This is a genomic window from Agrobacterium tumefaciens, assembly GCF_013318015.2.
GTDB lineage: Bacteria > Pseudomonadota > Alphaproteobacteria > Rhizobiales > Rhizobiaceae > Agrobacterium > Agrobacterium tumefaciens.
Map to the genome: position 1 here is coordinate 1,047,809 of NZ_CP115842.1, position 24,290 is coordinate 1,072,098.

Below are 24,290 nucleotides of genomic sequence, written 5' to 3' on the forward strand. Positions count from 1 at the left end.
GCCCGCCGGGCGTGAAAACAGGTTCTGGCTCTTTATATTATGGCGTACCAACTTATTTAGCCGCGCACCATGTTTATGGCAACAGCGCGCGACCCGCTTGTCGCAATGCCGCGTCACCCCATCCGTTCCGATGCATAGCTGCCCGGGCTTGGCGGGAAGACCACGGTGCGGTTACCGTTGATGAAAGTACGGTGGTGGATATGGGCGTGGATGGCGCGTGCCAGAACCTGCGCCTCGACATCCCGGCCGAGCGAAACATAATCCTCCGCGCTCTGGGCATGGGTAATACGCACAATATCCTGCTCGATAATCGGACCTTCATCGAGATCGGCGGTGACATAGTGGGCCGTCGCACCGATCAGCTTCACGCCGCGCTGATAGGCCTGCTTGTAAGGGTTGGCGCCCTTGAAGGACGGCAGGAAAGAATGGTGGATGTTGATGATCTTCCCCGACATCGTCTCGCACATCCGGTCGGAAAGCACCTGCATATAACGCGCAAGCACGATCAGCTCGGTTCCGGTGCTTTCGGCAATATCCATGATCCGGGCTTCAGCCTGTGGCTTGTTTTCCTTCGTCACTGGAATGTGGTGGAAGGGAATATCATGATTGACCACCACTTTCTGGTAATCGAAATGGTTGGAGACGACGCCAACAATATCGATCGGCAAGGCCCCGATGCGCCAACGGTAAAGCAGATCGTTCAGGCAATGGCCGAAGCGCGACACCATCAGCAGGACCTTCATCCGCTCGGACTGGTCATGAAGCGCCACTTCCATGCCGAATTTCTGCGAGATCGGCATCAGTCCAGCCATCAAGTCGTCACGCTTTGCTCCCTCTTCGGAAATGAAGCCCACGCGCATGAAGAAACGGCCCGTACCGAGATCATCAAACTGCGAACTATCGACGATGTTGCAGCCTTTTTCAGCGAGAAAGCCTGAAAGGGCAGCGACGATACCTCGGGTGGACTTGCAGGTTACGGTCAGGACGAAGTTCGTCATCCGGCACTCTCTCTGTCATCGATACTGGAAAAACCCCGCGCTGTCTGACGAGCGCGGGGAAAAGCCGCGAGGGCGGCGGGGAAACCCGAACTCAAACGTCGAGCGTTGTCTGGTGCTCCCAGGCAGTGAATTGCGCGCAATAAGCGTTCCACTCGCCCTGCTTGAGCTTGAGATAGGCCTTTGAGAACTCCATGCCCAATGCCTGCTGCAGTTCCTCGTCCTTCTCGTATTCGCGCAGCGCATCGAGAAGATTGAGCGGCAGTTTCGGCGCATTCGTCACGGTATGACCTTCGCGATACATGTCTATATCGTGATGCGGACCGGGATCGGCCTGTGAGCGGACACCCGACAGACCGGCCGCAATGATGATGGCCTGGAGCAGATAGGGGTTCACGGCGCCATCCGGCAGACGCAGTTCGAAACGCCCCGGCCCTGGCACGCGAACCATGTGGGTGCGGTTGTTCCCGGTCCAGGTCACCGTGTTCGGCGCCCAGGTCGCGCCCGAGATGGTCCGCGGCGCGTTGATGCGCTTGTAGGAATTAACCGTCGGATTGGTGACGGCCGCAAGAGCGGAGGCATGTTTCATGATGCCGCCCAGAAACGTCTTGCCCTTTGCGGAGAGCCCGAAAGGCATTGCCTTGTCGGCAAAAGCGTTGACCTTGCCGTCCAGATCCCAGACCGAAATATGAGCGTGGCAGCCGTTGCCGGTCAGACCCTTGAAAGGCTTCGGCATGAATGTCGCGCGCAGCCCGTGCTTTTCGGCAACCGACTTGACCATGAACTTGAAGAAGGAATGTTTATCCGCCGTCTGGAGCGCATCGTCATATTCCCAGTTCATCTCGAACTGGCCGTTCGCGTCCTCATGGTCGTTCTGGTAGGGTTTCCAGCCCAACTCCAACATGTAGTCGCATATTTCCGCGATCACATCGTAACGACGCATCACTGCCTGCTGGTCGTAGCAGGGCTTTTCCGCCGTGTCGTACTCATCGGAGATTTTCGCGCCGTCCGGCGAAATGAGGAAAAATTCCGGTTCCACGCCGGTTTTGACCCGCAGCCCTTGCCCGGCCGCTTCCGCGATGAGCTTTTTCAAAACGACGCGCGGCGCCTGTTCCACAGGCTGGTCTTCCATGACGCAATCGGCAGCAACCCAGGCCACATCCTTTTTCCAGGGAAGCTGGATGACCGAGGAGGCGTCCGGCACTGCGAAGAGATCGGGATGGGCGGGCGTCAGATCGAACCATGTGGCGAAACCGGCAAATCCGGCGCCGCCCTTCTGCATATCGGCAATCGCTTCTGCAGGAACCAGCTTGGCGCGCTGGCCACCAAAGAGATCGGTATAACTGATCATGAAATATTTGATGCCTTTTTCGGCAGCAAACTTGGAGAGGTCCAGTGTCACGTCATTCCCCTTTTTTTGAATATCAGACACTTCATCGAAAAAGACGGCCACATCCTCCCAAATGCGCCCGTCCATTGTGTTTTTTAAAAGCTGCCTTTACCCGGGAACCAGTTTGTTCCCGCCAGCGGAACCTGCGCCATTGCCGCAGCCTCCATGGTTAGAGCCACCAGATCTTCCGGCTCCAGATTGTGGAGATGGTTTTTGCCGCAGGCGCGTGCGATGGTCTGGGCTTCGAGCGTCATGACCTTCAGATAGTTGGCGAGGCGGCGACCGGCGGCGATTGGATCAAGACGTGCGGCAAGTTCCGGGTCCTGCGTGGTGATGCCTGCGGGGTCTTTGCCCTCGTGCCAGTCATCATAAGCGCCGGCCGTGGTGCCTAGCTTCTGGTATTCATCTTCCCATTTCGGGTCGTTATCGCCCAGCGCCACCAGCGCCGCCGTTCCGATGGCAACCGCATCGGCACCAAGCGCCAGAGCCTTGGCGACATCCGCACCCGAGCGAATGCCACCGGACACGACCAATTGCACCTTGCGATGCATGCCGAGATCCTGAAGCGCCTGTACTGCGGGGCGAATACAGGCAAGCGTGGGCATGCCGACATTTTCGATGAAGACGTCCTGCGTGGCCGCCGTGCCGCCCTGCATGCCATCAAGCACCACCACATCGGCACCGGCCTTCACGGCAAGTGCGGTGTCGTAATAGGGGCGCGCACCACCAACCTTGATGTAGATCGGTTTTTCCCAATCGGTGATTTCGCGCAGTTCAAGGATCTTGATTTCCAGATCGTCCGGGCCGGTCCAATCAGGATGACGGCAGGCGGAACGTTGGTCGATGCCCTTCGGCAAATTGCGCATATTGGCGACGCGATCGGAAATCTTCTGGCCAAGCAGCATGCCGCCGCCGCCCGGTTTCGCGCCTTGGCCGACGACCACCTCGATGGCGTCCGCACGGCGCAAATCCTTGGGGTTCATGCCATAACGCGACGGCAGATACTGATAGACCAGCGTCTGGCTGTGGCCGCGTTCCTCATCCGTCATGCCGCCATCGCCCGTCGTGGTGGACGTGCCGGCAATGGTCGCGCCACGGCCGAGCGCTTCCTTGGCGTTGCCGGAAAGCGCGCCGAAGCTCATGCCGGCAATGGTGATCGGCGTTTTCAGCGTGATCGGCTTCTTGGCAAAGCGCGTGCCAAGGGTGACGGTCGTATCGCACTTCTCGCGATAACCTTCGAGCGGATAACGCGAGATGGACGCGCCGAGAAACAGCAGGTCGTCGAAATGCGGCACCTTGCGCTTCGTGCCTGCGCCGCGAATATCATAGATGCCGGTCGCAGCCGCACGGCGGATTTCCGCCAGCGTATGATCATCGAAAGTCGCGGACTTGCGCGGTGGGGTGAAGGGGTTGTGATAGCTCATCGGAAAATCCCTCGCCTCAATACGCGTCGGCGTTGTCGATGTTGAAATTGTAGAGCGTGCGGGCCGAACCGTAGCGTTTGAACTCGCTTGGGCTGACATCGGAGACGCCGGCTTTTTCAAGAAGCTCGGCAAGCTTTTCCAGATGTTCGGGCCGCATTTCCTTTTCGATGCAGTCGGCGCCGAGGCTTTTGACCGAGCCGCGCACGAAAAGCTTCGCTTCATAAAGGGAGTCACCCAACGCATCGCCCGCATCGCCGCAGACAACGAGGTGGCCCGACTGGCCCATGAAAGCGGACATGTGGCCGATATTGCCCTTCACGACGATATCGATGCCCTTCATGGAAATGCCGCAGCGGGAAGCGGCATTGCCCTTGATGACCAGCAGCCCGCCGCGACCGGTGGCACCTGCGTATTGCGAAGCGTCGCCCTCGATGACGACGGTGCCCGACATCATGTTTTCGGCAACGCCCGGCCCGGCCGAGCCGTAAACGGTGACGGTGCCGCCATCATTCATGCCGGCGCAATAATAACCGACCGAGCCGCGAACATCGACGATGACGGGGCTGTCTATGCCAACAGCGACGGCATGGTGGCCGCGCGGATTGACAACTTCGAATTCGGTGTCGTTTGTGCCCGAGGAAAGCCCATGGAGCGCGCTGTTGAGTTCACGCAAAGGCGTGTGGGAGAGATCGAAAACTGGCATGGATATGACTTTCGCAATATGCGCCGATGACGGTTTCACGCGGCCTTTTCATGGTCCCAGAAATAGACGGTCGCCGGCTCCGGCTCCCAGACGCGGGCATTTTCGATGCCGGGCAGATTGACCAGCGCGCGGTATTCAGAGCCGAAAGCGACATATTGATCGGTCTCGGCCATCACCGCCGGCTTGCAGGCGATGGGATCGCGCACCACGCCGAAACCGGATTTGGTGCCGACGACGAAGGTAAAGAACCCGTCGAGATCATCGAGCGCGCCGGTCAGCGCTTCGCCCAGATCCTTGCCCTTGGCCATTTCAGCCGTGAGATACGCGGCGGCCACTTCCGAGTCGTTCTGGGTTTCGAAGGTCATGCCCTCGCGTACCAGTTCCCGACGCAGATTATTGTGGTTGGAGAGCGAACCGTTATGCACCAGGCACTGGTCGGCACCGGTGGAGAAGGGGTGTGCGCCAAGCGTCGTCACAGCCGATTCCGTTGCCATGCGGGTGTGGCCGATGCCATGGCTGCCCGCCATGGAGCGCACGCCAAAACGGGCGACGACATCTTTCGGCAGGCCGGTTTCCTTGTAGATTTCCACGCTGTCGCCGGAGCCCATCACCCGCACATTCGGGCGGATGGCAGCCAGGACCGAGCGAATTTCCGTGAGCTTTGCCGATGGAATATCCAGGACCGCGTGGGTGCTTTTCACCGCAACCGAAGCTTCAACACCATTTTCCTTCAGCGCTTCGGCAAGGCCCGAAAAATCGGCGACGGGATCGGCTGACTGGATGGTCACTTTTGCCCGGCCATCGGCAGCGCTTCCATAGATCGCGATGCCGGCGGAATCCGGTCCCCGATCCGTCATGGTCACGAGCATGTCCGAAAGCAGCTCACCCAGCTGCGGTTCAAGGCTTTTGTCCTTCAGGAATAGTCCAACAATGCCGCACATCGACAGGCACCTCCATTCGTTTCTGAATGAAGAGCTAGCATATGGAATTCCATCTCGTCAACTATCAGGAATATTTTTTTCTTCTAAGGCAACTTTTCAATCATTTGTCAGCCGCCTTTGCGGATAGGAAATGATCGACAGATAGCGAGCGGGAAGCTTCACCAGTTCCTCCGGGCCGTGCGGCGCATCAGCATCAAAAAACAGGCTGTCACCCGCCTGCATGGTGAAAAGCTGCTCGCCGTGGCGATAAACCACCTCTCCCTCCAGCATGTATAGGAACTCCATGCCCTCATGCTGGAAGGTCGGAAATACATCCGAGTCCGTCGTCAGCGTGATGAGATAGGGCTCGACGGTGACGCCGCTGGTGTTGTTGTCGATATGGCCAAGCAGGCTGTACTGATGGCCGGCGCGGGTGCCTCTACGCTCGATGTTCACCCCTTGGCCCGCCTTGACGAAGGTGGCGCTGCGCGGCTCCTCGAAGCCACGGAAGAACGCCGTGATCGGCACGCCAAGCGCCTTTGAAAGCGTCTGCAGCGTGGTGAGGGACGGCGAAATATTACCGTTTTCGATCTTTGAGAGCATTCCCACCGATACACCGGTGGCCGATGCGAGATCGGTGACCGTGATGCCCAGCTTCTTGCGATAGGCACGCACCTCATGGCCGATCGCCATTTCGAGATTATTGACCCTCGGCTCGCGAACCGCATGCGGGTCCTGCGACAAAAGCGCAGGCTCGGTCTTTGTGCTGTCCTTTGCCATGTGATCCTCCGGCATAACGTGTTTTCCCTTCTTTAAAGGAAAACTATTTTAATTCAGAGGAAATTTTTACATCGCAGCATCGGTAAAGCCTGCGGAAGGTCAGTACGTCACCCTGCCATCGGAGAGGTCAAAGACGGCACCAGTATAGAGGCATTTCAGTGGACTACGGACACGCGCTGTCCATCGTAGTCTTACGCAGATATTGAAGCTCACCTCTAACACGCCGCCAAGCGGTGCCAAGAATTACCCGGCACCGCTGGATTTCGAAAGGCCCTTCGACCAGTCAATGGCAAGAACCGTTCCTGCGGAGTTCAGGCTTCGACCAGCTCGCGAACATCATCAACGAGAAAATGCACGATCACATAGCGCGTCGTGTATTTCTGACCGCTATCGGACACGCTCTCGACGCTGCCGCCGTCGGAGGGATGCCATTTCTGATAGTGAGGATTGTTGGCGATCAGCGTAATCGCCTTGCCCGAAAACCTGCCGGTCAGCCGATAGCGAGCCTCTGCAAGATGCCAAATCTTTTCAAAATCCTGCTGGCTGATGCGGGCTTTCAAAGCCTTCTTGGATATCGTTTCTTCGGGCGAACTGTCGTCGTGTGCCCCCGATGGAATATGCAGGTCAACCTCTTCCGCGCCGTCCAGCAGAAAGGCAAATTCGTCTGGCCACATCCGTCTCACGTATCGCTCCTCCCAAAGCTTATCGTCCTACAACACAATTATGATAGCGCCTCTGCCGTAAGAGGCAATGGCGGATATCAACGAGCACTTGCCGGCATCCCAATTTTTCGGGAGCGTGGCCATGTGGGCCTCCAACAGGTGCTGAAGATCGCGGGTGGGACGCAACGAAATGGAAGCCAACGGCTATCTCAACCAGTCTGCCTCCGCTGGCGCAAAGCGGCACCGGCTTCGCTAGCGGACTGCAGCATCAAAGCGACCAACGAATGAATCAGGCTATCTCGGAAAAATCTTACGGCTCAGCGTAAATTATGGCGGAGAGGGTGGGATTCGAACCCACGATACCCTTGCAGGTATGCCGCATTTCGAGTGCGGTGCATTCGACCACTCTGCCACCTCTCCGCATGCGCGAACGCTTGCGTTGCGCGCTCCTCATAAACATCAATGGCGGGACTGACAAGGGAAATTTCGTGTTTGTGTCACAAATTATTCGTCCCGGACAAGGCTGTATAAATGCTTCGGCTTCTGGCCGTTTTGTGGATATTTTTCACGTGGCGCCACACGGCTTCACTCCTCCACGTCACATTCGGGCGGTGGCGTCACAGCTGGTGATAGCGACGTAAGATTTCCACGATCCGGTCATCCTGCTCCTGATCCGGCAGAAGGGCGGGTTGCCGGCTGGCGCCGACGGATGGGTCCTGAAGGTAAAGCGAGCGCTTGACCATGGCGGGCGCAAAACCGAGCGCATAGAGATCGGTGCGAAAATCCGTATAGATCGCCTGCTGGCGTTCGGCCTCAGCGATATCGCTGGCGTTGAAGGCATTGAGAATGCCGGCAAGTACATCCGGGAGCGCGTTGCCGAGGCCGGAGATGCAGCCGGCGGCACCGTTCTGCAACGACCAGAGAACGAGATGATCCGGGCCGGAATAGACTTCGAAACCGGGCATCTCCTTTGCTACCTGTAGATAGGCTTCCAGCGTCTGCTGCGCACCGCCCGAATCCTTGATGCCGGCAATGTTGCCATGGGCGGCAAGTTTGCGGGCGGTTTCCGGCTCTATGTGGTTCTGGGTTCGGGCGGGAATATCGTAAAGATAGACCGGTGTTTCGACGGCGTCGGCCACAGTCGAGAAATGGCGGATCAGCCCATCCTGGGTGCAGGCGATGAAGAAGGGTGTGATGACGGCAATACCGTCTACGCCGATGCGGTCGAAGGCTTTGGCGAGTTGCAGCGTTTCGAAAGTGGCGGGCATGCCGGCGTTGACGATGACCTTCGCACGGCCCGCAACTTCGTCCACCACCTCTTCCGTCAGCCGGATTTTTTCTTCATGCGTCAGTGCGGTGAAATCGCCGTTAGTTCCGGCGCACATGATGTTGTTGCCGGCCGCCACCTGACGGCGCACCTGCGCACGGGTCGCTTCGTAATTGATGGTTTCGTCCTCGTTGAAACAGGTCACGAGCGCGACGAAGGCTTGTTTGGTCATGAAAGAACTCCGCTTGGATTTCCAATAGTGTGATCGGCATCGGCCGGACGCACAGACTGCATATCGGGGTCGGGATCGAGGCTGGCGGAAAGAAGTGCGCGCGTATAGGCCTCGCGCGGCGCTTCGAAAACCTGCCGGACAGTCCCGAATTCCACAACCTCTCCCCGCTGCATGACCATGACGTGATCGGCAAAATCGCGGACCACCGGCAGGTCATGCGCGATGAAGATGAAGGAGAGGCCCATTTCACGGCGCAGCTTGTCAAGAAGTGCAACAACCTGCGCCTGGACAGACACGTCGAGCGCCGAGACCGCTTCATCGCAGATGATGAGCTTCGGCTCCAGCGCCAGCGCGCGGGCAATCGCGATCCTCTGCCGCTGCCCACCGGAAAACTGATGCGGATAACGGCGCATATGTTCCGGCGAGAGGCCGACCTGATGCAGCAATTCCGCGACCCGTTCGCGCCATTTCGCTTTGGGTAGTATGTCCGGATGGATCACCCAGGCTTCGGAAACCAGCTGGAACACAGTCATGCGGGGGTTCAGCGACTGGGTTGGATCCTGAAACACCATCTGTAAATCACGCCTGAGGGCAAAGAGTTCGGCAGGCGAAAGCTTGAAGAGATCACGCCCCTTCCACTCGGCGCTGCCGGCATCCGGCTCGTCGAGCCGGAGCAGAATGCGCGCGAGTGTCGATTTGCCGGAACCGCTTTCGCCAACGACAGCTATGGTTTCCCCCGCCATAAGGTCAAAGGAAACGCCCTTCAGTGCCTCGAAAGCCCCATAACGTTTGCGCACATCGCGCACACGGAGGAGCGGTTCGCCGGTCGCATTCGGCTCGTGCATTTCGCCCCTGCCGGGGGCGGCGCTGATGAGCTTGCGGGTATAGGGATGCTTTGGGTTGCGATAGACCTCGCGAACCGTGCCTGCCTCCACCAGCACGCCTTTTTCCATCACGACCACCCGGTCGGCGATTTCGGCGACGACGCCAAGATCATGGGTGATGATGAGAACGGCCATACCGGTTTCCCGCTGCAATTCCTTGAGCAGGGCAAGAACTTCAGCCTGAACCGTCACATCGAGTGCCGTGGTCGGCTCGTCGGCGATCAGGAGATCGGGCCGGAGCGCAAGCGCCATGGCGATCATCACACGCTGGCGCTGGCCGCCGGAAAATTCATGCGGATATTTCTTCAAGGCTCCGTCCGGATCAGGAATTCCAACGCGCGCGACAAGCCGCCTCGCCTCCGCTTCGGCTTTCACCCTGTCCATTCCATGGGTGGTCATCGCCTCGCGGATCTGCCAGCCGACGGTATAGACCGGATTGAGATGGCTGAGCGGGTCCTGAAAGATCATGGCGATGCGCCGCCCATTGATCTCGCGGCGTGGCTCAGCCGGCATTGTCAGAAGGTCTTTGCCATCAAGAAATATCTGGCCGCCGCTGATACGTCCGGGCGGCATGTCGATGAGGTTCATGATGGCCGAGGACGATACCGATTTGCCCGAGCCGCTTTCACCGAGGATCGCAAGCGTTTCACCACGGTCGATATGATAGGAAACATCCTTCACCGCATGCACGACACCGCCTGCGGTGTGAAACTCCACGGAAAGGTTGCGCACATCGAGAAGATGGTCAGCCATGTTTGCGGCCTTTCATTTCCAGCCGCCAGCGCTGCACGGGGTCGAGCGCAATGCGCAGCCAGTTGGACAGCAGGTTGAGCGACAGGGTGGTGAGTATGATGGCAAGGCCCGGCCAGAAGGACAGCCACCAGGCATTGGTGAGGTACTGCCGCCCCTGCGAGATCATCAGGCCCCAGGTGATTTCCGGCGGCTGAATGCCGATACCAAGGAAAGACAGCGCGCTTTCCGCCAGCATCACATAGGCGAAATCGAGCGTCGCAAGCGTTGTCAGCGTCGGCAGGACCACGGGTAGAATATGGCGGAACAGGATACGTTTGCCCGATGCGCCCATCACGCGCGCCGCCTGTACGAACATGCGTTCACGCACCTCCAGCACTTCGGCCCTTGTGGTGCGGATGTAAACGGGGATGCGGGTTATCGCCAGAACCAGCATCAGGTTGAGGATGGATGAGCCGAGCAGATAAAGCACGATGACCGCGATCAACAGTGACGGAAACGACATGATCACGTCCGCCAGCCTCATGATGATCTGGCCAACACGGTTGGAGGAAAAACCGGCGATCAGGCCAAGCACGGTGCCGGTGACGGCGGAAAGGAAAACGGCACCGGCGGCGATCATCAGTGTATTTTGCGTGGCGGCGACGATGCGCGCCAGCAGCGGGCGACCGAGCGCATCCGCCCCCAGCCAGAAATACCATTCGCGTTGCCATTGGAACGGGGCAAGGTTGCGTCCACGCAGGTTCTGCTTCGTCGCCAGCTCGCCAAGCCACGCCGGGCCGACAAAGGCGAGAATGATGACGACGATGAGGAAGATCGCGGCGCAGAGGGCGAATTTATCGGCCCACAACATGCGCAGCATGCGCGTTGCAAAGGATGGCTCATCGATAATCTCTGTATCGGCGTTTGAAAGGCTCATGGCTGAACGTCTCCTCAGTGCCGGATACGCGGATCGAGCAGCGCATAGGCGATATCGATCAGAAGATTCATCAGGAAGATCGCAAGCGCGGTCACAAGAATTGCTGCCAGCACGACGTTGAAATCGCGCTGAAGAATGGAATCGATCATCAGCTTGCCAACCCCGGGGAAACCAAAGATGGTTTCGACGATGACTGCGCCGTTGAGAAGGCTTGCCGCCTGATCGCCGATGACGGTGATGACCGGTAGCATGGCGTTTCGCAAGGCGTGGATGAAGATGATCGGACCCGATTTCACACCCTTGGCGCGCGCCGTTTTGACATAGGCAGAGGACAACGCACCGATCATCGAGCCGCGCACCACCTGAACGATGATGCCGAAGGGGCGCACGAACAGAACCGAGATCGGCAATATCCAGTGCAGCACCGAGCCGGTGCCGGAGGTGGGCAGCCAGGCGAGATTGACGGAAAACACCACGATCGCCACGATCGCGAGCCAGAAATCCGGCACGGAAGCGCCGATGAGCGAAATGGTGGAGGCCATGCGATCGAAGAAGCCACCGGAGCGGAAAGCGGCAAGCGAACCGACGACGATTGCTGCGGTGGTGACGAGGGACATGGTGATGACCGCAAGCCACAGCGTCCAGACGAAAGCCTCCAGCACCACATCCAGCGCAGGGCGGGCTTTCCTGAGCGATTCACCCAGATCCCCCGTCATCACGTCGCCCGCGTAGCGCAGGAACTGCACCATCAGCGGATCGTTCAGCCCATGCAGCGCACGAAACTGCTGCTTCAATTCCTCCGAAGCCTCCACCGGCAAAAACAGCGCGGCCGGGTCGCCCGTCAGGCGGGAGAGGAAGAAAACCATTACGATGAGGCCGATCAGGGAGATCAGGCTTGCAACGGAACGTTTTCGGATGAAGCTCAGCATGGTTACCTCCGGTGTTCAGCACGACGGCGAAGCTAAAGCTCCGCCGCCGCTCTTTGGCAGATGAAATACCGGCTTACTTGATGCCGATTTCCGAAAGCTGCAGCATCGAATTGGTGGCGATGGTGGGCTTGAAGTCCAGCCGTTCGGAGACGCGTGAGAAGCCAACCATGTGGAACAGCAGCACATCCGCCACGACATCGTCATGCAGGTAGGCGATGAGCTCGGACCAGAGCTTGGCGCGTTCATCGCCGACGGCTGCGGATGCTCGTTCGATCAAGTCATCCACCTTGGGGTCCGAGAAACCGGATTGCGTGCCCTTGGTGGCATATTTGAAGAACATGGTGAAGGACGGATCACCCTTGGAATTGTCGTGCATGGCAGCGACGATCTGCGGTCCCCGGCCTTCCTTGAAAGGCTTGGAATAATAGCTTTCGTGCTCGGCCACTTCCACGAATTTGAGGTCGATCTTGAAGCCGACTTCCTGCAATTGCTGCTGGATCGCCTCCATGATCTCGGTGACATTAGGGAAGTTCGCAGTGCGCGCGATGATGGTGATCGGCGTATCCACCTTCACACCAGCAGCTTTTGCCTCCTCCAGCAACTTCTTCGCGCCATCAGGGTCGTAGGGGAAAACCTTGACATCAGGGTTCCAGCCGAGCGTGGTCGGCGGAACGAGTGCGGTGGCCAGCACAGCACCTTCGGGAACCAGCGTGCCGAGGAAAGCCTGCCGGTCGATGGCGAGGTTGAGTGCACGGCGCACCCGCACGTCATTCAGCGGCGCGATGTTGTGGTCGAGGCGCATGTAGACCGTCTCGCTGTCGAGATAGGAAAAGTCGGTCTTCGGGTTTGTCGCGTCGAGCTGCGAAATGGAGGGTGAAAGATCGGCTTCGCCGGTCTGCACCATGGCGGCGCGAACCGAGGGATCAGCTCGGAAAAGATAGGTCGCTTCCGTCACCTGCGGCTTGGCGCCCCAATAGTCGTCACGTGCAGTCAAAACAATCTGCTGGCCCGGTGTCCAGTTGGTCAGCTTGTAAGGTCCGGTGCCAACAGGCTCGCGGATAAATTCCATCTTGGTTTCTTCGGGCACGATGGTGACGAGCGACATCAGGAGCGGCAGAATGGGCTGGGCTGGCTCTGTCTTGAAGTCGATCGTATGGTCGTCGACAATCGTGGGGGTGACGGTCATACCGCCGAAGTAACGACGGGATTCGCATGCATTCTTGTCGCTCATGATGCGCTCGAAGCTATGCTTGACATCCTTGGCATCGAAACCCGTGCCGTCGGAAAACTTCACGCCTTCACGCAGGTGGAAACGCCAGCTGCCATCCACGTTCTGCTCCCATTTTTCAGCGAGGCGCGGTTGCACGCCGTTCTTGCCGCGCACATCAAGCTCGGTCAGCGTCTCGCTGACATTTTCCATGATGATACGGCCAATATTGGAGCGGGTCGCCATGCAAGGCTCCAGCAGGTCAGCCTCTTCCGCCAGCACGATCTTGATCGGCCCCGACGCCGCAAGCGCCGGCGAAACCGCGGCGCTAAGGCAACCCATAACAAGGGCGCCCGCAATCAATGACTTCTTCATTCCGTTCTCCTCCCAGATCAGAAATTCAGCAACATGGCGGCGTGCCGCAAGAGGCATTCAAAAGCCCCGTCTCCTGCATTGAGGAGCATGGCGTGCGGATGATCGTCTCCTCCACCCGTTATCAAAGCATCGACGCTATCACATTTTTTGTCAAATTATTTTTCAGAAGGATTTTTTATTGAGACTTAGTACAGAAGTTTTATGTTTATAAAACATACACTTATTTTAATTCATCAAAAATTTTCGGACGTCCTTTTGTCTTAAATAAACTTGACAACTTTTTGAATATGCCATTTTCATCAGACCAAGAGGAGACCACGATGACCCCTGATGACATTGCTCACGCCATGACCGGAGCCATCCATGCCGTTTCGGAAAACCGGCACGAAGCGTTCCTGCCATCGCCGATGATCCAGAACCATGCGAGCTTTCTGCACCTTCTGCAGGACGGCACCCTGCTGTGCGCCTGGTTTGGCGGAACGCTGGAGGGAAAATCGGATATTTCGATCTTCGCGTCCGCGCTCACACCCGGCGCGAGCCGGTGGGGAGCGCCGCAGCGCCTGAGCAACGATCCCGCCCATTCCGAACAGAATCCGGTTATTTTCACCGCACCTGATGGCACTCTCTGGCTGTTTCACACCGCCCAGCCATCCGGCAATCAGGACGAATGCCGCATCCGCATGGCGCGGGTCGTCCACGACCCGGCAACGCCGGAAAAGCTGTCCGCCGAAGATGGCCGTTTTCTCGATCTTCCGAAAGGCTGCTTCATCCGTGCGCCGCTTCGCATCCGCGATGACGGCGCATGGCTTCTGCCGATCTTCCGCTGCGTCCAACGCCCCGGCCAGAAATGGAACGGCAGCCACGATACCGCAGCACTCGGCATATCGAAAGACAACGGCCTCACATGGCAATTGCAGGAGCTGGCGGGCTCGACCGGCTGCGTTCATATGAGCCCGGTTGCGGGCGCGAATGGGCGCTACTCCGCTTTTTTTCGCCGCCGTCAGGCCGATCTCGTTTACCGCACGGAAAGCACAGATGGCGGTCGCTCATGGACAGAACCGCTGCCGACCGACGTACCGAACAATAATTCCTCCATCGCCGCGATCAGGCTCGCACACGGCAGGCTGGCGATGATCTGCAACCCCATCAACGCCGCGCAATCCAGCGACCGTCGCGCCTCGCTTTATGACGAACTGGGCGAGGAAGACGACAGACCGGATGCCGATCCGAGCGGTGGATGTGTGCCCATATGGGGCGTGCCGCGCGCGCCGGTTTCCATCTGCCTGTCCGATGACGACGGCCGCAGCTTTCCTACCCGGATTTTGATCGAGGACGGGCCGGGCACCTGCCTGTCCAACGATTCGACCGACGGCCGCAATCTGGAAATGTCCTATCCATGGCTTCTGGAGGCAGCGGACGGTACCCTGCACGCAAGCTACACCTATCATCGCCGCGCAATCAAATATGTCCGGCTGGCGCCCGGCTGGGCAGACGCCAAGGACGGGAGAATCGGATGAGCAACATCATTGGTATCACCATGGGTGACCCCTGCGGCGTCGGCCCGGAAATAACCGTCCGCGCGCTTGCGGAAATGTCCGCCCCGGATAGGGAAGCAACGCGGATTTATGGCAACCTTGCCACGCTGGAAGCGGCGCGGGGTGCGCTTGGCATCGACATCGATCTTACTCGGAATGTGGTCGATCTGCCGGTGGAGGGTGCGCCGCTGCCATGGGGCACGCTGTCGCCGGTTGCCGGAGACGCCGCTTTCCGTTTCATTGAAAAAGCGGTGCGGGATGCCGAAGCGGGCGCAATCGGCTGCATCGTCACTGCTCCGATTAACAAGGAGGCCCTCAATCTTGCGGGCCACCATTATGACGGCCACACCGGCATGCTGCGCAGCCTGACCGGTTCTTCAGCCGCCTACATGTTGCTTGCCTCCGAGCGGCTGAAGGTCATTCACGTCTCGACCCACGTGTCCCTGCAGGAAGCCATTCAACGGGCAACGACGGAGCGGGTGCTGGCGACCATCCGCGCTGGCAATGCTCATCTGAAGCGCATCGGTTACGAGCGGCCGCGCATCGCGGTTGCCGGTATCAATCCGCATTGCGGCGAAAACGGTCTGTTTGGCACCGAGGATGATGACCAGATTGCGCCAGCGGTTGCCGCCGCGCGCGCTGAAGGCATCGAGGTACACGGGCCGATCTCCGCCGATACCGTGTTCCACCGCGCCTATTCGGGCACTTTCGATCTGGTTGTCGCGCAATATCACGATCAGGGCCATATCCCGATCAAGCTCGTCGCCTTTGATACCGCCGTCAATGTCTCGGTCGATCTGCCGATTGATCGCACTTCGGTCGATCATGGAACGGCCTTCGACATCGCCGGCAAAGGCATCGCCAATCACGGCAACATGAATGAGGCCATAGCCTATGCGCGCAAGCTCGTGGCGGGCAAGGGCGCAAGAGGATGAACACCATGTCCACAGCCTCCATTCTCATCCATCAGCCGCGCAGGCTTGCCGTTGGCGCCGGCACCATTTCTCAGGTCGGCGCCTGGGCCGTCAAAACCGCTTCGACCCTGGTGATCGCCACGCCGCTGACCGCGAAATTTGCCGACCGGCTGCAATTGCAGGGTCCTTTCACTGTCTTTGACGCCATTCCCGGCGAACCGGACACAGGGACGCTCGATGCAGCACTGGCCGCAGCGCGCGCCGCCAAACCCGATCTCGTCATCGGCCTCGGCGGTGGCTCGGTGATGGATGTGGCGAAACTCGTCGCCGCACTCTGGAATTCCAGCCAGACGCTTGAGGATGTGGCAGGACCGAACAGGGTCGCAGGGCGCGACACCAGGCTCGTCCAGATCGCCACCACCGCCGGAACCGGCTCGGAAGCCGGGATTCGCTCGCTCATCACCGATCCCGTCAAGGGCAGCAAGGTCGCGGTCGAAAGCCCTCATCTGATTGCCGATTTCGCGGTGCTCGATCCGGAACTCACGTATTCCGTGCCATCAGCTGTGACAGCGGCGACGGGGGTGGATGCCATGGCGCATTGCGTGGAGGCTTTCACCAATCGCAAGGCCCATCCGATGATCGACGGTTTTGCCCGCATGGGCTTTTCGCTGGTGGGCAAATATCTGGCGCGCGCCGTTCGCGACGGCGCTGATACCGAAGCCCGCGAAGGAATGATGCTCGCCTCCTACTATGGCGGCATCTGCCTTGGCCCGGTCAATACGGCGGCGGGTCACGCCATCGCCTATCCGCTCGGCACGCTTCTCAACCTGCCGCACGGGTTGGCAAACGCTATCGTCTTCCCGCATGTTCTGGCTTTCAACCAGCACGCCGTTTCGGCAAAGACGGCGGAGGTGGCCGGAGCGCTTGGGCTTCGCGAGCATCTTTCATCCGATGATCTTCGCAAGGCAGCGACAGATTTCTGCGCCGGCCTCGGCATTGAAATGTCCCTTGCGCGGCACGGGGCAAGCGAAACCGACCTTCCCCGTTATGCGCAAGACGCTCACGCAATCCGCCGGCTGATGGACAACAATCCCGTCGATATGAGCCTTGATGACGTGCTCGGCATTTACCGCCGCGCTTTCTAATCGAAAGTCCGGTGCGCTATCGCGCGCACCGGCTCGCCGTCACTTCCCTCAATCCGTATGCGAAGACTCGAAGAGGCGGTCACGTGATCCCGTCAGATGGTCGTGCATCAGCCGCCGCGCGGCCTCGGCATCTCCTTCGGCAATCGCCACCGCAATCGCCTCGTGCTCGGCAAACACGCGGGTAAGGCCGGATGCCTCGCGCTTCACCGACATGCCGTGAAACTTCATTCCCACCGCAATGTGGTCCTTGAGAGCCTCCATCGCAGTGGAGAAATAGCTATTCCGTGCCGCCCGCGCGATGGCAAGGTGGAACTGATAATCGGCATCCTCACGGTGGGACTGGCGATTGGTGGCGTCCCGCATCAGCTCGAGCGCCTTTTTGATTGCGACGAGCCTCTCGCCATCATGCCGCAAGGCCGCCGCCGCCGCAGCTGCCGGCTCCAGAGTCAGCCTGAATTCATAACAGTTCAGCAGGTCAGCGACATTTTCGAGCTGGCCGAAGCCCAGCGGCTCGCGCAGGCCGAATGCCCGCACATAGCTGCCGGAACCCCTTCGCGAATAGATGAACCCCTGTTCGCGCAGCCGCCGAAGCGCCTCGCGGACCACCGGTCGCGACACTTCGAATTCCATGGCGAGTTCATGTTCGGTCGGAAGCCGTTCATCCGGCTTGTAGGCGCCGGATTTGATCGCCCGGTGCATTCTCTCGAAAATAATGTCCGGAAGTGCCTTGCGCGCCGTTTCTTTCATCAGCCCCATCTGGTCAGCTTTCTCCAGCGTCATTTTCGCCAAGCATCATTTTCGCAATCCGTTTCAACGTGTCAGCTTGCCCAAAACCACCTGACTTCGCAATGATACATTGGTCGCCGGACCAGCCGACACCAAGACCGGGCAGGCACTCGCCGGCAAGGCGCAGACGCGATACCCCCATGGCAAGCAGCACCGCTTCGGCCGTGGCGCCGCCGGACAAAAGCAACGTGTCGGTCCCGGTGGTGAAAAGCGGCACGACGCCATACGCCAGCTGGTCTGAAACCTCGAGCGGGGAAAGATCTTCCGCCCCTTGCGTCGCGTAAACGAGCGTCAGGCTGGAACGAGCATGCGCGTGAAACGGCACGACGCCATTGGGTGCATCGGTGACCGATACCAACCCCGTTCCTTTAAGGATTTCAATTTGTTCAACGGTGATCGGGTCGCGCGAACCTATGACGAAAAGCCCCTTACCCGCGGGAATAGATGCCGCTTCGGGCACCGCCTGCGCTGTCATCATTTCGGCCAGCGCCTCGGCCAGCCCTCGCGCGCCCACCAGAAGATCAACCCCGTTTGCGCGCCCGGCAAGCAAAGCCTCCCTGATGTCCGCATGCGATAGGGTGTCTGGTATTGCGCAGCGGCTGGCGTGACCGCCCAGTCTTTCATGAACCGAAATCGTGCCGTCAACGCCAAAGCCGGACACGGAACCGTCTACGACGATGCGTCCAAAATCCGGAATGGCTGGCGCTACAAGCGCATGCCGATAGGAAACAGCATCCATTTCGGCGGCGATATGTCCTTTCAGGCGGGAATCGATCTTCTTGAACAGAACTGTATCGGCCGGAACCAGTGCCATCAGTTCCTGCGTGCGGCGGCGGGCTTCATCCGCCTTGCCATCCCGACAACCCAGATTGACGCTGAGGACGGCCGGCGCATCGGCCACCGCTGCACGGACGCCGTCAAGACCAATCGCAACTTCAGTCGAAAGCCCACGCCCGGCGAAGGGGGCGGCCGCATCAAGCGCACCGGTCAGGTCATCGGAAAAAATCAACAGCACGGGCGAAACCTTAAGAAAAGTTGTAATGTTTTCCTTCGATAAATTTATTTATAATCAATAGATAAATGGATGTGAATAACAAAAACAACACGACAGCTCGATTAGCCGCACCGACACATGTCGTCGTCATCGGCGAAAGACGGCAGGGAGAGGTTGATCGCTAGACGAACCGGAAAGGCAGGCCTGAGATGAGCGCTTTGACAAAGCGCTTCTTCTGAAAGCGGCCGTTCAGCGAAACGCGCGGCAACAGCATCGGCTTTTCAAGGCTATCGGCCCCAAGAATACCGGCCTGCGTGGTAACAGCTACGGGAAATCCCGCATCAAACACCGCTTTCGCCTCGCGTTCTCCCACGGCCTTTATCCAGCCATAGGGATAGGAAAAGGACCTCGGTCGACGGCCGACATAGGTCTCCACCCGTCTTGTCGATTCCTCGATTTCGTATGCCAGACGCGCCGCATCGATCTTGCGCATGTTCACATGCATCATGGTATGCGCGCCGAGATGGACCAGGGGATCGCTCGACAGCGCCTTGAGTTCGGCCGCATCCATGACGAGTTTTTCCACGATCGCGATCGGATCGATACCATGTTGCCCCGCGACACGGTCGATCCTCTCCACCGCCTCGTCCTCCGCGAATATCTGGACGAAGTTTTCCAGACGCGCAAAGGCTTCCGCTTTTTGTGGAAGGCTGCCGGATTTAATCTGCTCCGGCCCTGTCCCGAAATCGAATTCAAAGGACGTGGCTTTCTGCGTCAGCGTGGCAGTGGTTTCCCACCACACGCTACGCGTCCGCTCCACAAAACCCGGCGTGATGAAAATCGTATAGGGAACAGCATATTTCCGGAAAATCGGTGCAGCATATTCGGCATTGTTGCGATAGCCGTCATCAAGCGTGAAAGCGCAGAACGACCGTTTCTCGGAACTATCGGCGAGCAGGCCCGGCAGATCGTGCAGATGAACGGGAACGAGACCACATTCGAGCGCCGCCTCTATCGCCTCTTCCAGAAATTGTGGCGTGATCGACAAGTGTGCATTCGGCGCAAAAGCTGACGCTTCCTCGTCCGGACGAACATGGTGGAGCGTGAAGATCACGCCACGCCCGGCAAGAGCCGGAAAAGCCGCACGAACCGCCGGCAGGGAAGCTATCTCCAGCCCCGCCCTTATGACCCCATATTTCAGAGAGCGTTTTACCGACCGCAAAAACACCATTACCGATTACCGCAACTTCAAACCGGGCAGAACCCGTTTTTTGATGACTCTCCAGACCGTGAGGGGCAGGTCGATAAGGCCCGGCAAAGGATCGTTCGCCGCAAAAGCCGCCCAGCTGCGGATTGTGCGCAGAGAGGCGACATAGTCCCCAATTCCCGCCTGTCCCCGTCGATTCAACGTCAATGCGGCAATGGCATCACGGACAAGATAGGACCATGACACACCTTGCCGCGCATCTAGCATCTGGCCGCGCGGCATGTCGTTGGCAACCTGCCACAGCAGCGCGCCGAGATCGATGCCGGCCGCTGAACACAGGCCAAACCACGACCATGGGCGAGGATTAACATCGAGAAGTTTCAGCGATCCATCCCTGCCATCCCGCTTGAACTCCACCTCGACCAACCCGCTGTGACCGGCCGATTTCAATATCTTCCTTGCCGCATCGATCGCTTGAGGGTTGTCGACAACCTCGACACAGGTGCTGGTGTAACCAAAATCGACGGGATACTGACGCAGGCGTCGGGCGGTGAATTCTGCAACAGGCTCGCCATCGCGCCAGAGCGCCGCATAGGAAAACTGGCTTTCTCCCCCGCCGGGAATGAGCTCCTGCACGACGACATTGCCCGCGCCGATCTCGCCGCTCGCAGCGGCAAAAGCGGCTTTCAGCGCCTGCCTGTCATCGGCGCGGATAACCTTCGCCCGGGAAATCGCGGTATCGCCCCCGCCCATATTCGGCTTCAGGATAACGGGAAACGTCACGTCCAGCGCATCGGCGTCATCGGACGAGGTCATGGCATAGGTCCGGGGGAAGCTGACACCGAGTTCCGCCGCGCGTTTGTAGAGCAGCGGTTTCTCGCACAACCATTGAAGGGAGGACCAATCAGGCAGGACGATTTTGTAAAGGGCGGAAAGCTCGTCGCGATGTTGTGAAACGAGCTGAACCTCGCCATCCCCTGATGGCACCAGAAGACACCCTTTCAGATGATGCTTCTCTGCCATATCGCGTAAAAACGCCATCGCCCCTGCATCATGAGGACCGGACCAGCGGATCGTGTTCTTCACGAAACGCGACCAGCCCGGCAGCGGTGAATCATGGGTGATATAGTGCACAGGCACATCAAGGGCGCCAAGGCTGCGGGCAAGGGCAAGCGTGCCGTGAGCGCCACCAACAATAACAACACCTGGAATGGTCACAGCCTGATCCCCGCCCTATTCCATACCTTGATCGCAAAAATTGATAAATAAATTGGATATTTCTAAAGTATTGCGCGTTCGGAGATCGAATTGGCGGAGCCGAAGAGCCTCATGCTCTTTCGGCTGCCTGCGAACGGTTGGAAGTTTGCTTCGAAGGCAAGCGCCTTACGCCTCTTTGCGCACAGGGCGCGGCTCGCCTTTGTCATCCACCGCTACCATGATGAAGACGGCCTCCGTAACCTTTTCCCGGGAATCCTGATAGTGCCTGCGGGTCCAGGCCTCGATCTTGAGCGTGACGGAGGTGCGCCCAACCTTTTCGATCCTAGTATAGACACACAATGTATCGCCGATCTTGACCGGTTTCTTGAAGACGATTTCATGAACCGCCACTGTGACGGTACGCCCGCCTGCCACATCATTGGCGCGGACGAAGGCGGCAAGGTCCATCTGCGACATCACCCAACCGCCGAAAATGTCGCCGGCCGGATTGGCGTCAGCCGGCATGGCAAGCGTTCTGAGCGTGAGTTCCATATCGGCGGGCGGTTGCTGTTCCATATCAAATTCCTTTCAAGAACCTCCCGCCGCCGGATTTAAACAACCGCGCCCCCTCAGCCAATAGCCGATTTTTCGCGGCAGCCCTTCCAAAACAGCAAGGAATCACGAAGCCATCGTAAGCTTCGGTTAACCATGATGCGGCACGATTCCAAAAAACCGCGAGGGCGTGCGAATGGCCTATGACTGGAGTGGAAACAATAAGATACAGCAGCGCTACGACCGTATCATTCTCGCGGTTGCCAGCGTCATTGCCATCAGCCTGGCGACCGGCACCTTTGTTCTGCGCTCGCAGATGGAGCCGGACGGCACCATAAGCCTAGCCAAACAGCAACGGCTGGACCTCGAAAAATGGCATTTGCGGCTTTGATCCGCACTGTGAGATCAACAGCAGCATAACCCGGCGGCTTATTTTGGAGCGATATCCGGCTTTACGGTATTTTCCTTCATGGGGGCATGGTCCAGATGGGCCAAAGCCGGGGTAAGAACCGACAAAAATGTCTCTGATCTGCCGATATAGATAATCGCTACGCCGTCGATCCCATTCAAAACCTCCGCCAGCGTATCCTGTGTCTGTTTTTCCAGCCCTTCCAGCAAATCGTCGATGACGATGAATTTCGGCTTCAACAACAGGGCATTGGCGATCCTAATGCTGGCCTGTTCATCCGAATCCAGCTTCTTGTCCCAGCGAATGTGTTCATCAAGCCGGGGCGCCATTTCACCGAGACCGCACGCGGTCAGCGCCGCGACATAGTCTGCCTCCACAAACCGCTGGGGCGCGCGCGGATAGGCCAGAATTTCGCGCAGCGTTCCTGTTGGCAAATAGCCGTGCTGGGCAATGAAAAGCGTGTCGGACTGTTCGGGCATTTCTATCCTGCCCTGCCCCCATGGCCACAGGCCGGCCATGGCGGCAAACAGCAGCCGCCGGTTCACGCCCTGTTCGCCATTGATCATCAGACGATCACCCCGCCCGATTTCAACCTCGGCCTCACGCAGCCGGAAACCCCGCTCCAGATCCTGTCCGCCCGCATCGCGGCAGATAGTCACCGACCGAAGGCGGATTTTTTCGTTGTCGGCACTCCGTTGAAGATCGATTGCGAGGCCGTGCTGTTCAACGCTATCCATCTGGATCAGAGCGTTGCGAAACACCGAAACACGCTGCAACGTCGCCTTCCAGCTGGCAATCGGCCCGAAATTGTCGATATACCAGCGAAGTGCGGTATTGACCTGGTTGAAGGCGCCGACGGCCATCATCAGCCCGCCGAAGGTGAGGTTGCCGGAAAAATAGACCGGCGCTGCAATAAGAATGGGCGCCACAACCGCCAACCAGCCGTAGCCCGACGACACCCAGGTCAGATGCGTCATTGCTAAAGCGAGCCCGCGGATTACGCCGAGCACGGCATCGATATCAACGCCGATCCGCCGCCGCTCGTTTTTTTCACCACGCGCAAGCGCAATCGCCGCCAGATTTTCGCTGGCCCGCATCAGGGAAAAGCGTAGTTCGGCCTCTTTTGAATAACGTTCAGCATTCAGGCCGACCAGACGATAGCCGACAAGGTTGCTGAGCAGGGACGCCGAGCCCGCATAAAGGATCGCCGCCCAGACCATGTATCCGGGAATCGCAACCGGATCGCCGTTGATCGTGATGGAAAAGCCTGCCGACAATGTCCACAGAACGCCGATGAAGCTGATGAGCAGGATCGTCGCATTCACAAGGCCGATGGAAAGCGCCGTGCTGCTTTCCGCAAGGTTGCGGACATCGTCGTGCAAACGCTGGTCCGGATTGATCGCAATCGTGCCGAAACCGGCAAGGCGGGCGGCGCGCCCCGGTTTCAGCCACTGGTCCACCATATCCTTGGCAAGACCCTCGCGCATGTTCAGCGCCGTCATCTGGTTAAGCCAGGTCTGAATGACATTGAGAAGCAACAACAGCCCAGCAATGATCGCGAAGACTTCGAGCTGATGGAGGAAGGCGTCAAGATCGCGCCGCTCCAGCGCATTGTAAAACGGCGCGTTCCACTCATTGAGCCTGATCTGCCCGTAAGCGGTGAGCAATATCACCGTGAGCAGGGCAATCGACAGCAATATCAGCCGGTTGCGAACCGGCGACGTCCAGAAGGCATTGCCCATCATGCGTAGTTGCGAACGAAAATCGAGATCGAAGCCCGAAAGGTTCGCCGCACTCTTGCGCTGATCGTCGGTCACCGTTGTTGCCATTCATTCCATTCCGAAACGTCAGTCGGCAAGGAAAGCGGTTTGCGATGCTGCACCTTGCGATGCCCAGCAATAACACGCCGTTCAACCTTGTCCACAACCGAGGAGAAATCCCCAGGGAGACAATTAAAAAGCCGCGGCAATTCTTCGCGCCGGCAAACATCGGCGCCTCGGCCAACAATGCGGGTGCCTCCGGAAATGATCCTTGCTTTCTTTTCCTGCATTGCACAAAATCCAAATAATTTCAGAGGGGCGGACAAACCGCATAAACCGGAAAACCGGGCAAGG

The 24,290-nt window shown here is 58.6% G+C and carries 23 protein-coding genes and 1 tRNA gene; 4 read left to right on the plus strand and 20 right to left on the minus strand.

Annotated features, from left to right (window positions below; translation table 11 throughout):
* Positions 1–113 precede the first annotated feature (113 nt).
* The 13 genes from purU to G6L97_RS18350 form a co-directional block, all read right to left on the minus strand.
* Positions 114–998, minus strand: a complete 885-nt coding sequence (gene purU / locus G6L97_RS18290) for a formyltetrahydrofolate deformylase (RefSeq protein ID WP_003511505.1) — start codon at positions 996–998, stop codon at positions 114–116.
* Positions 999–1,089: 91 nt separating this feature from the next.
* Entirely contained in the window at positions 1,090–2,397 is a 1,308-nt protein-coding gene (glnT, locus tag G6L97_RS18295; protein WP_003511506.1) for a type III glutamate--ammonia ligase, read from the minus strand.
* Positions 2,398–2,480: 83 nt separating this feature from the next.
* Complete coding sequence (locus G6L97_RS18300) at positions 2,481–3,809, minus strand: FMN-binding glutamate synthase family protein (RefSeq protein ID WP_003511507.1); 1,329 nt, start codon at positions 3,807–3,809, stop codon at positions 2,481–2,483.
* 16 nt (positions 3,810–3,825) lie between these two features.
* On the minus strand, positions 3,826–4,512 hold the full coding sequence (locus G6L97_RS18305) for a GltB/FmdC/FwdC-like GXGXG domain-containing protein (protein ID WP_035200614.1): 687 nt from the start codon (positions 4,510–4,512) through the stop codon (positions 3,826–3,828).
* A gap of 35 nt (positions 4,513–4,547) precedes the next feature.
* Complete coding sequence (locus tag G6L97_RS18310; RefSeq protein WP_019564960.1) at positions 4,548–5,453, minus strand: class II glutamine amidotransferase; 906 nt, start codon at positions 5,451–5,453, stop codon at positions 4,548–4,550.
* Positions 5,454–5,549: 96 nt separating this feature from the next.
* Positions 5,550–6,227 (minus strand): helix-turn-helix domain-containing protein, encoded by a 678-nt coding sequence (locus G6L97_RS18315; RefSeq protein ID WP_019564961.1) that lies wholly within the window; start codon positions 6,225–6,227, stop codon positions 5,550–5,552.
* A 296-nt stretch (positions 6,228–6,523) separates the two neighbouring features.
* Complete coding sequence (locus tag G6L97_RS18320; RefSeq protein ID WP_003511512.1) at positions 6,524–6,886, minus strand: hypothetical protein; 363 nt, start codon at positions 6,884–6,886, stop codon at positions 6,524–6,526.
* 318 nt (positions 6,887–7,204) lie between these two features.
* Positions 7,205–7,294 (minus strand) — tRNA-Ser (locus G6L97_RS18325).
* Between the two features lie 197 nt (positions 7,295–7,491).
* On the minus strand, positions 7,492–8,373 hold the full coding sequence (locus G6L97_RS18330; protein WP_038494355.1) for a dihydrodipicolinate synthase family protein: 882 nt from the start codon (positions 8,371–8,373) through the stop codon (positions 7,492–7,494).
* Complete coding sequence (locus tag G6L97_RS18335; RefSeq protein ID WP_038494358.1) at positions 8,370–10,010, minus strand: ABC transporter ATP-binding protein; 1,641 nt, start codon at positions 10,008–10,010, stop codon at positions 8,370–8,372. Before G6L97_RS18335 ends, G6L97_RS18330 begins: the two co-directional genes overlap by 4 nt.
* Complete coding sequence (locus G6L97_RS18340; protein ID WP_038494361.1) at positions 10,003–10,926, minus strand: ABC transporter permease; 924 nt, start codon at positions 10,924–10,926, stop codon at positions 10,003–10,005. The genes G6L97_RS18335 and G6L97_RS18340 overlap by 8 nt, the downstream gene beginning before the upstream one ends.
* Before the next feature lie 14 nt (positions 10,927–10,940).
* Complete coding sequence (locus G6L97_RS18345; protein WP_003511517.1) at positions 10,941–11,855, minus strand: ABC transporter permease; 915 nt, start codon at positions 11,853–11,855, stop codon at positions 10,941–10,943.
* A gap of 73 nt (positions 11,856–11,928) precedes the next feature.
* Positions 11,929–13,437 (minus strand): ABC transporter substrate-binding protein, encoded by a 1,509-nt coding sequence (locus G6L97_RS18350; RefSeq protein ID WP_038495835.1) that lies wholly within the window; start codon positions 13,435–13,437, stop codon positions 11,929–11,931.
* A 320-nt stretch (positions 13,438–13,757) separates the two neighbouring features.
* Between G6L97_RS18350 and G6L97_RS18355 the strand changes: the two genes are divergently transcribed.
* The 3 genes from G6L97_RS18355 to G6L97_RS18365 are packed head-to-tail and all read left to right on the plus strand — an operon-like array spanning position 13,758 to position 17,031.
* A complete protein-coding gene (locus G6L97_RS18355; RefSeq protein ID WP_111782982.1) occupies positions 13,758–14,954 on the plus strand; it encodes a sialidase family protein in 1,197 nt (398 codons plus the stop codon).
* The gene (gene pdxA / locus G6L97_RS18360) at positions 14,951–15,907 is read left to right on the plus strand and encodes a 4-hydroxythreonine-4-phosphate dehydrogenase PdxA (RefSeq protein WP_038494367.1); all 957 of its coding nucleotides are present in this window, start codon (positions 14,951–14,953) and stop codon (positions 15,905–15,907) included. The genes G6L97_RS18355 and pdxA overlap by 4 nt, the downstream gene beginning before the upstream one ends.
* On the plus strand, positions 15,904–17,031 hold the full coding sequence (locus tag G6L97_RS18365; RefSeq protein ID WP_065704462.1) for an iron-containing alcohol dehydrogenase: 1,128 nt from the start codon (positions 15,904–15,906) through the stop codon (positions 17,029–17,031). Before pdxA ends, G6L97_RS18365 begins: the two co-directional genes overlap by 4 nt.
* A 48-nt stretch (positions 17,032–17,079) precedes the next feature.
* Here G6L97_RS18365 and G6L97_RS18370 read toward each other — a convergent pair whose 3' ends face one another.
* The 5 genes from G6L97_RS18370 to G6L97_RS18390 all read right to left on the minus strand — a co-directional run bounded on the left by G6L97_RS18370 (position 17,080) and on the right by G6L97_RS18390 (position 21,791).
* On the minus strand, positions 17,080–17,787 hold the full coding sequence (locus tag G6L97_RS18370) for a FadR/GntR family transcriptional regulator (RefSeq protein WP_003511522.1): 708 nt from the start codon (positions 17,785–17,787) through the stop codon (positions 17,080–17,082).
* Between the two features lie 4 nt (positions 17,788–17,791).
* A complete protein-coding gene (locus G6L97_RS18375) occupies positions 17,792–18,832 on the minus strand; it encodes a four-carbon acid sugar kinase family protein (protein WP_111789632.1) in 1,041 nt (346 codons plus the stop codon).
* A gap of 160 nt (positions 18,833–18,992) precedes the next feature.
* Entirely contained in the window at positions 18,993–20,042 is a 1,050-nt protein-coding gene (locus G6L97_RS18380) for a polysaccharide deacetylase family protein (protein ID WP_065704465.1), read from the minus strand.
* Positions 20,043–20,048: 6 nt separating this feature from the next.
* Positions 20,049–21,236 carry a carboxylate--amine ligase gene (locus G6L97_RS18385; RefSeq protein WP_065660426.1) on the minus strand — a complete coding sequence of 396 codons (1,188 nt, stop codon included), beginning with the start codon at positions 21,234–21,236 and terminating at the stop codon, positions 20,049–20,051.
* A gap of 165 nt (positions 21,237–21,401) precedes the next feature.
* The gene (locus tag G6L97_RS18390; RefSeq protein ID WP_003511527.1) at positions 21,402–21,791 is read right to left on the minus strand and encodes an acyl-CoA thioesterase; all 390 of its coding nucleotides are present in this window, start codon (positions 21,789–21,791) and stop codon (positions 21,402–21,404) included.
* 172 nt (positions 21,792–21,963) lie between these two features.
* On the opposite strand from G6L97_RS18390, the gene G6L97_RS18395 reads away from it, so the two are divergent.
* Positions 21,964–22,158, plus strand: a complete 195-nt coding sequence (locus G6L97_RS18395; protein ID WP_013761913.1) for a hypothetical protein — start codon at positions 21,964–21,966, stop codon at positions 22,156–22,158.
* 38 nt (positions 22,159–22,196) lie between these two features.
* On the opposite strand, the gene G6L97_RS18400 is transcribed toward G6L97_RS18395, so the two are convergent.
* The gene (locus tag G6L97_RS18400; RefSeq protein WP_035199741.1) at positions 22,197–24,005 is read right to left on the minus strand and encodes an ABC transporter ATP-binding protein/permease; all 1,809 of its coding nucleotides are present in this window, start codon (positions 24,003–24,005) and stop codon (positions 22,197–22,199) included.
* Positions 23,990–24,226, minus strand: a complete 237-nt coding sequence (locus tag G6L97_RS18405; RefSeq protein WP_158006614.1) for a hypothetical protein — start codon at positions 24,224–24,226, stop codon at positions 23,990–23,992. The genes G6L97_RS18400 and G6L97_RS18405 overlap by 16 nt, the downstream gene beginning before the upstream one ends.
* Between the last annotated feature and the right edge of the window lie 64 nt (positions 24,227–24,290).

Coding starts and splice junctions, on each gene's coding strand:
- G6L97_RS18310 (WP_019564960.1), bottom strand. CDS start 5,453: ATGTGCGGCATTGTTGGACTATTCCTGAAGGACAAAAGCCTTGAACCG.
- G6L97_RS18340 (WP_038494361.1), bottom strand. CDS start 10,926: ATGAGCCTTTCAAACGCCGATACAGAGATTATCGATGAGCCATCCTTT.
- G6L97_RS18370 (WP_003511522.1), bottom strand. CDS start 17,787: ATGGGGCTGATGAAAGAAACGGCGCGCAAGGCACTTCCGGACATTATT.
- G6L97_RS18320 (WP_003511512.1), bottom strand. CDS start 6,886: ATGTGGCCAGACGAATTTGCCTTTCTGCTGGACGGCGCGGAAGAGGTT.
- G6L97_RS18305 (WP_035200614.1), bottom strand. CDS start 4,512: ATGCCAGTTTTCGATCTCTCCCACACGCCTTTGCGTGAACTCAACAGC.
- G6L97_RS18345 (WP_003511517.1), bottom strand. CDS start 11,855: ATGCTGAGCTTCATCCGAAAACGTTCCGTTGCAAGCCTGATCTCCCTG.
- G6L97_RS18400 (WP_035199741.1), bottom strand. CDS start 24,005: ATGGCAACAACGGTGACCGACGATCAGCGCAAGAGTGCGGCGAACCTT.
- G6L97_RS18395 (WP_013761913.1), top strand. CDS start 21,964: ATGGCCTATGACTGGAGTGGAAACAATAAGATACAGCAGCGCTACGAC.
- G6L97_RS18355 (WP_111782982.1), top strand. CDS start 13,758: ATGACCCCTGATGACATTGCTCACGCCATGACCGGAGCCATCCATGCC.
- G6L97_RS18315 (WP_019564961.1), bottom strand. CDS start 6,227: ATGCCGGAGGATCACATGGCAAAGGACAGCACAAAGACCGAGCCTGCG.
- G6L97_RS18380 (WP_065704465.1), bottom strand. CDS start 20,042: ATGGTGTTTTTGCGGTCGGTAAAACGCTCTCTGAAATATGGGGTCATA.
- G6L97_RS18300 (WP_003511507.1), bottom strand. CDS start 3,809: ATGAGCTATCACAACCCCTTCACCCCACCGCGCAAGTCCGCGACTTTC.
- G6L97_RS18390 (WP_003511527.1), bottom strand. CDS start 21,791: ATGGAACAGCAACCGCCCGCCGATATGGAACTCACGCTCAGAACGCTT.
- G6L97_RS18350 (WP_038495835.1), bottom strand. CDS start 13,437: ATGAAGAAGTCATTGATTGCGGGCGCCCTTGTTATGGGTTGCCTTAGC.
- G6L97_RS18365 (WP_065704462.1), top strand. CDS start 15,904: ATGAACACCATGTCCACAGCCTCCATTCTCATCCATCAGCCGCGCAGG.
- purU (WP_003511505.1), bottom strand. CDS start 998: ATGACGAACTTCGTCCTGACCGTAACCTGCAAGTCCACCCGAGGTATC.
- pdxA (WP_038494367.1), top strand. CDS start 14,951: ATGAGCAACATCATTGGTATCACCATGGGTGACCCCTGCGGCGTCGGC.
- G6L97_RS18405 (WP_158006614.1), bottom strand. CDS start 24,226: ATGCAGGAAAAGAAAGCAAGGATCATTTCCGGAGGCACCCGCATTGTT.
- G6L97_RS18335 (WP_038494358.1), bottom strand. CDS start 10,010: ATGGCTGACCATCTTCTCGATGTGCGCAACCTTTCCGTGGAGTTTCAC.
- G6L97_RS18330 (WP_038494355.1), bottom strand. CDS start 8,373: ATGACCAAACAAGCCTTCGTCGCGCTCGTGACCTGTTTCAACGAGGAC.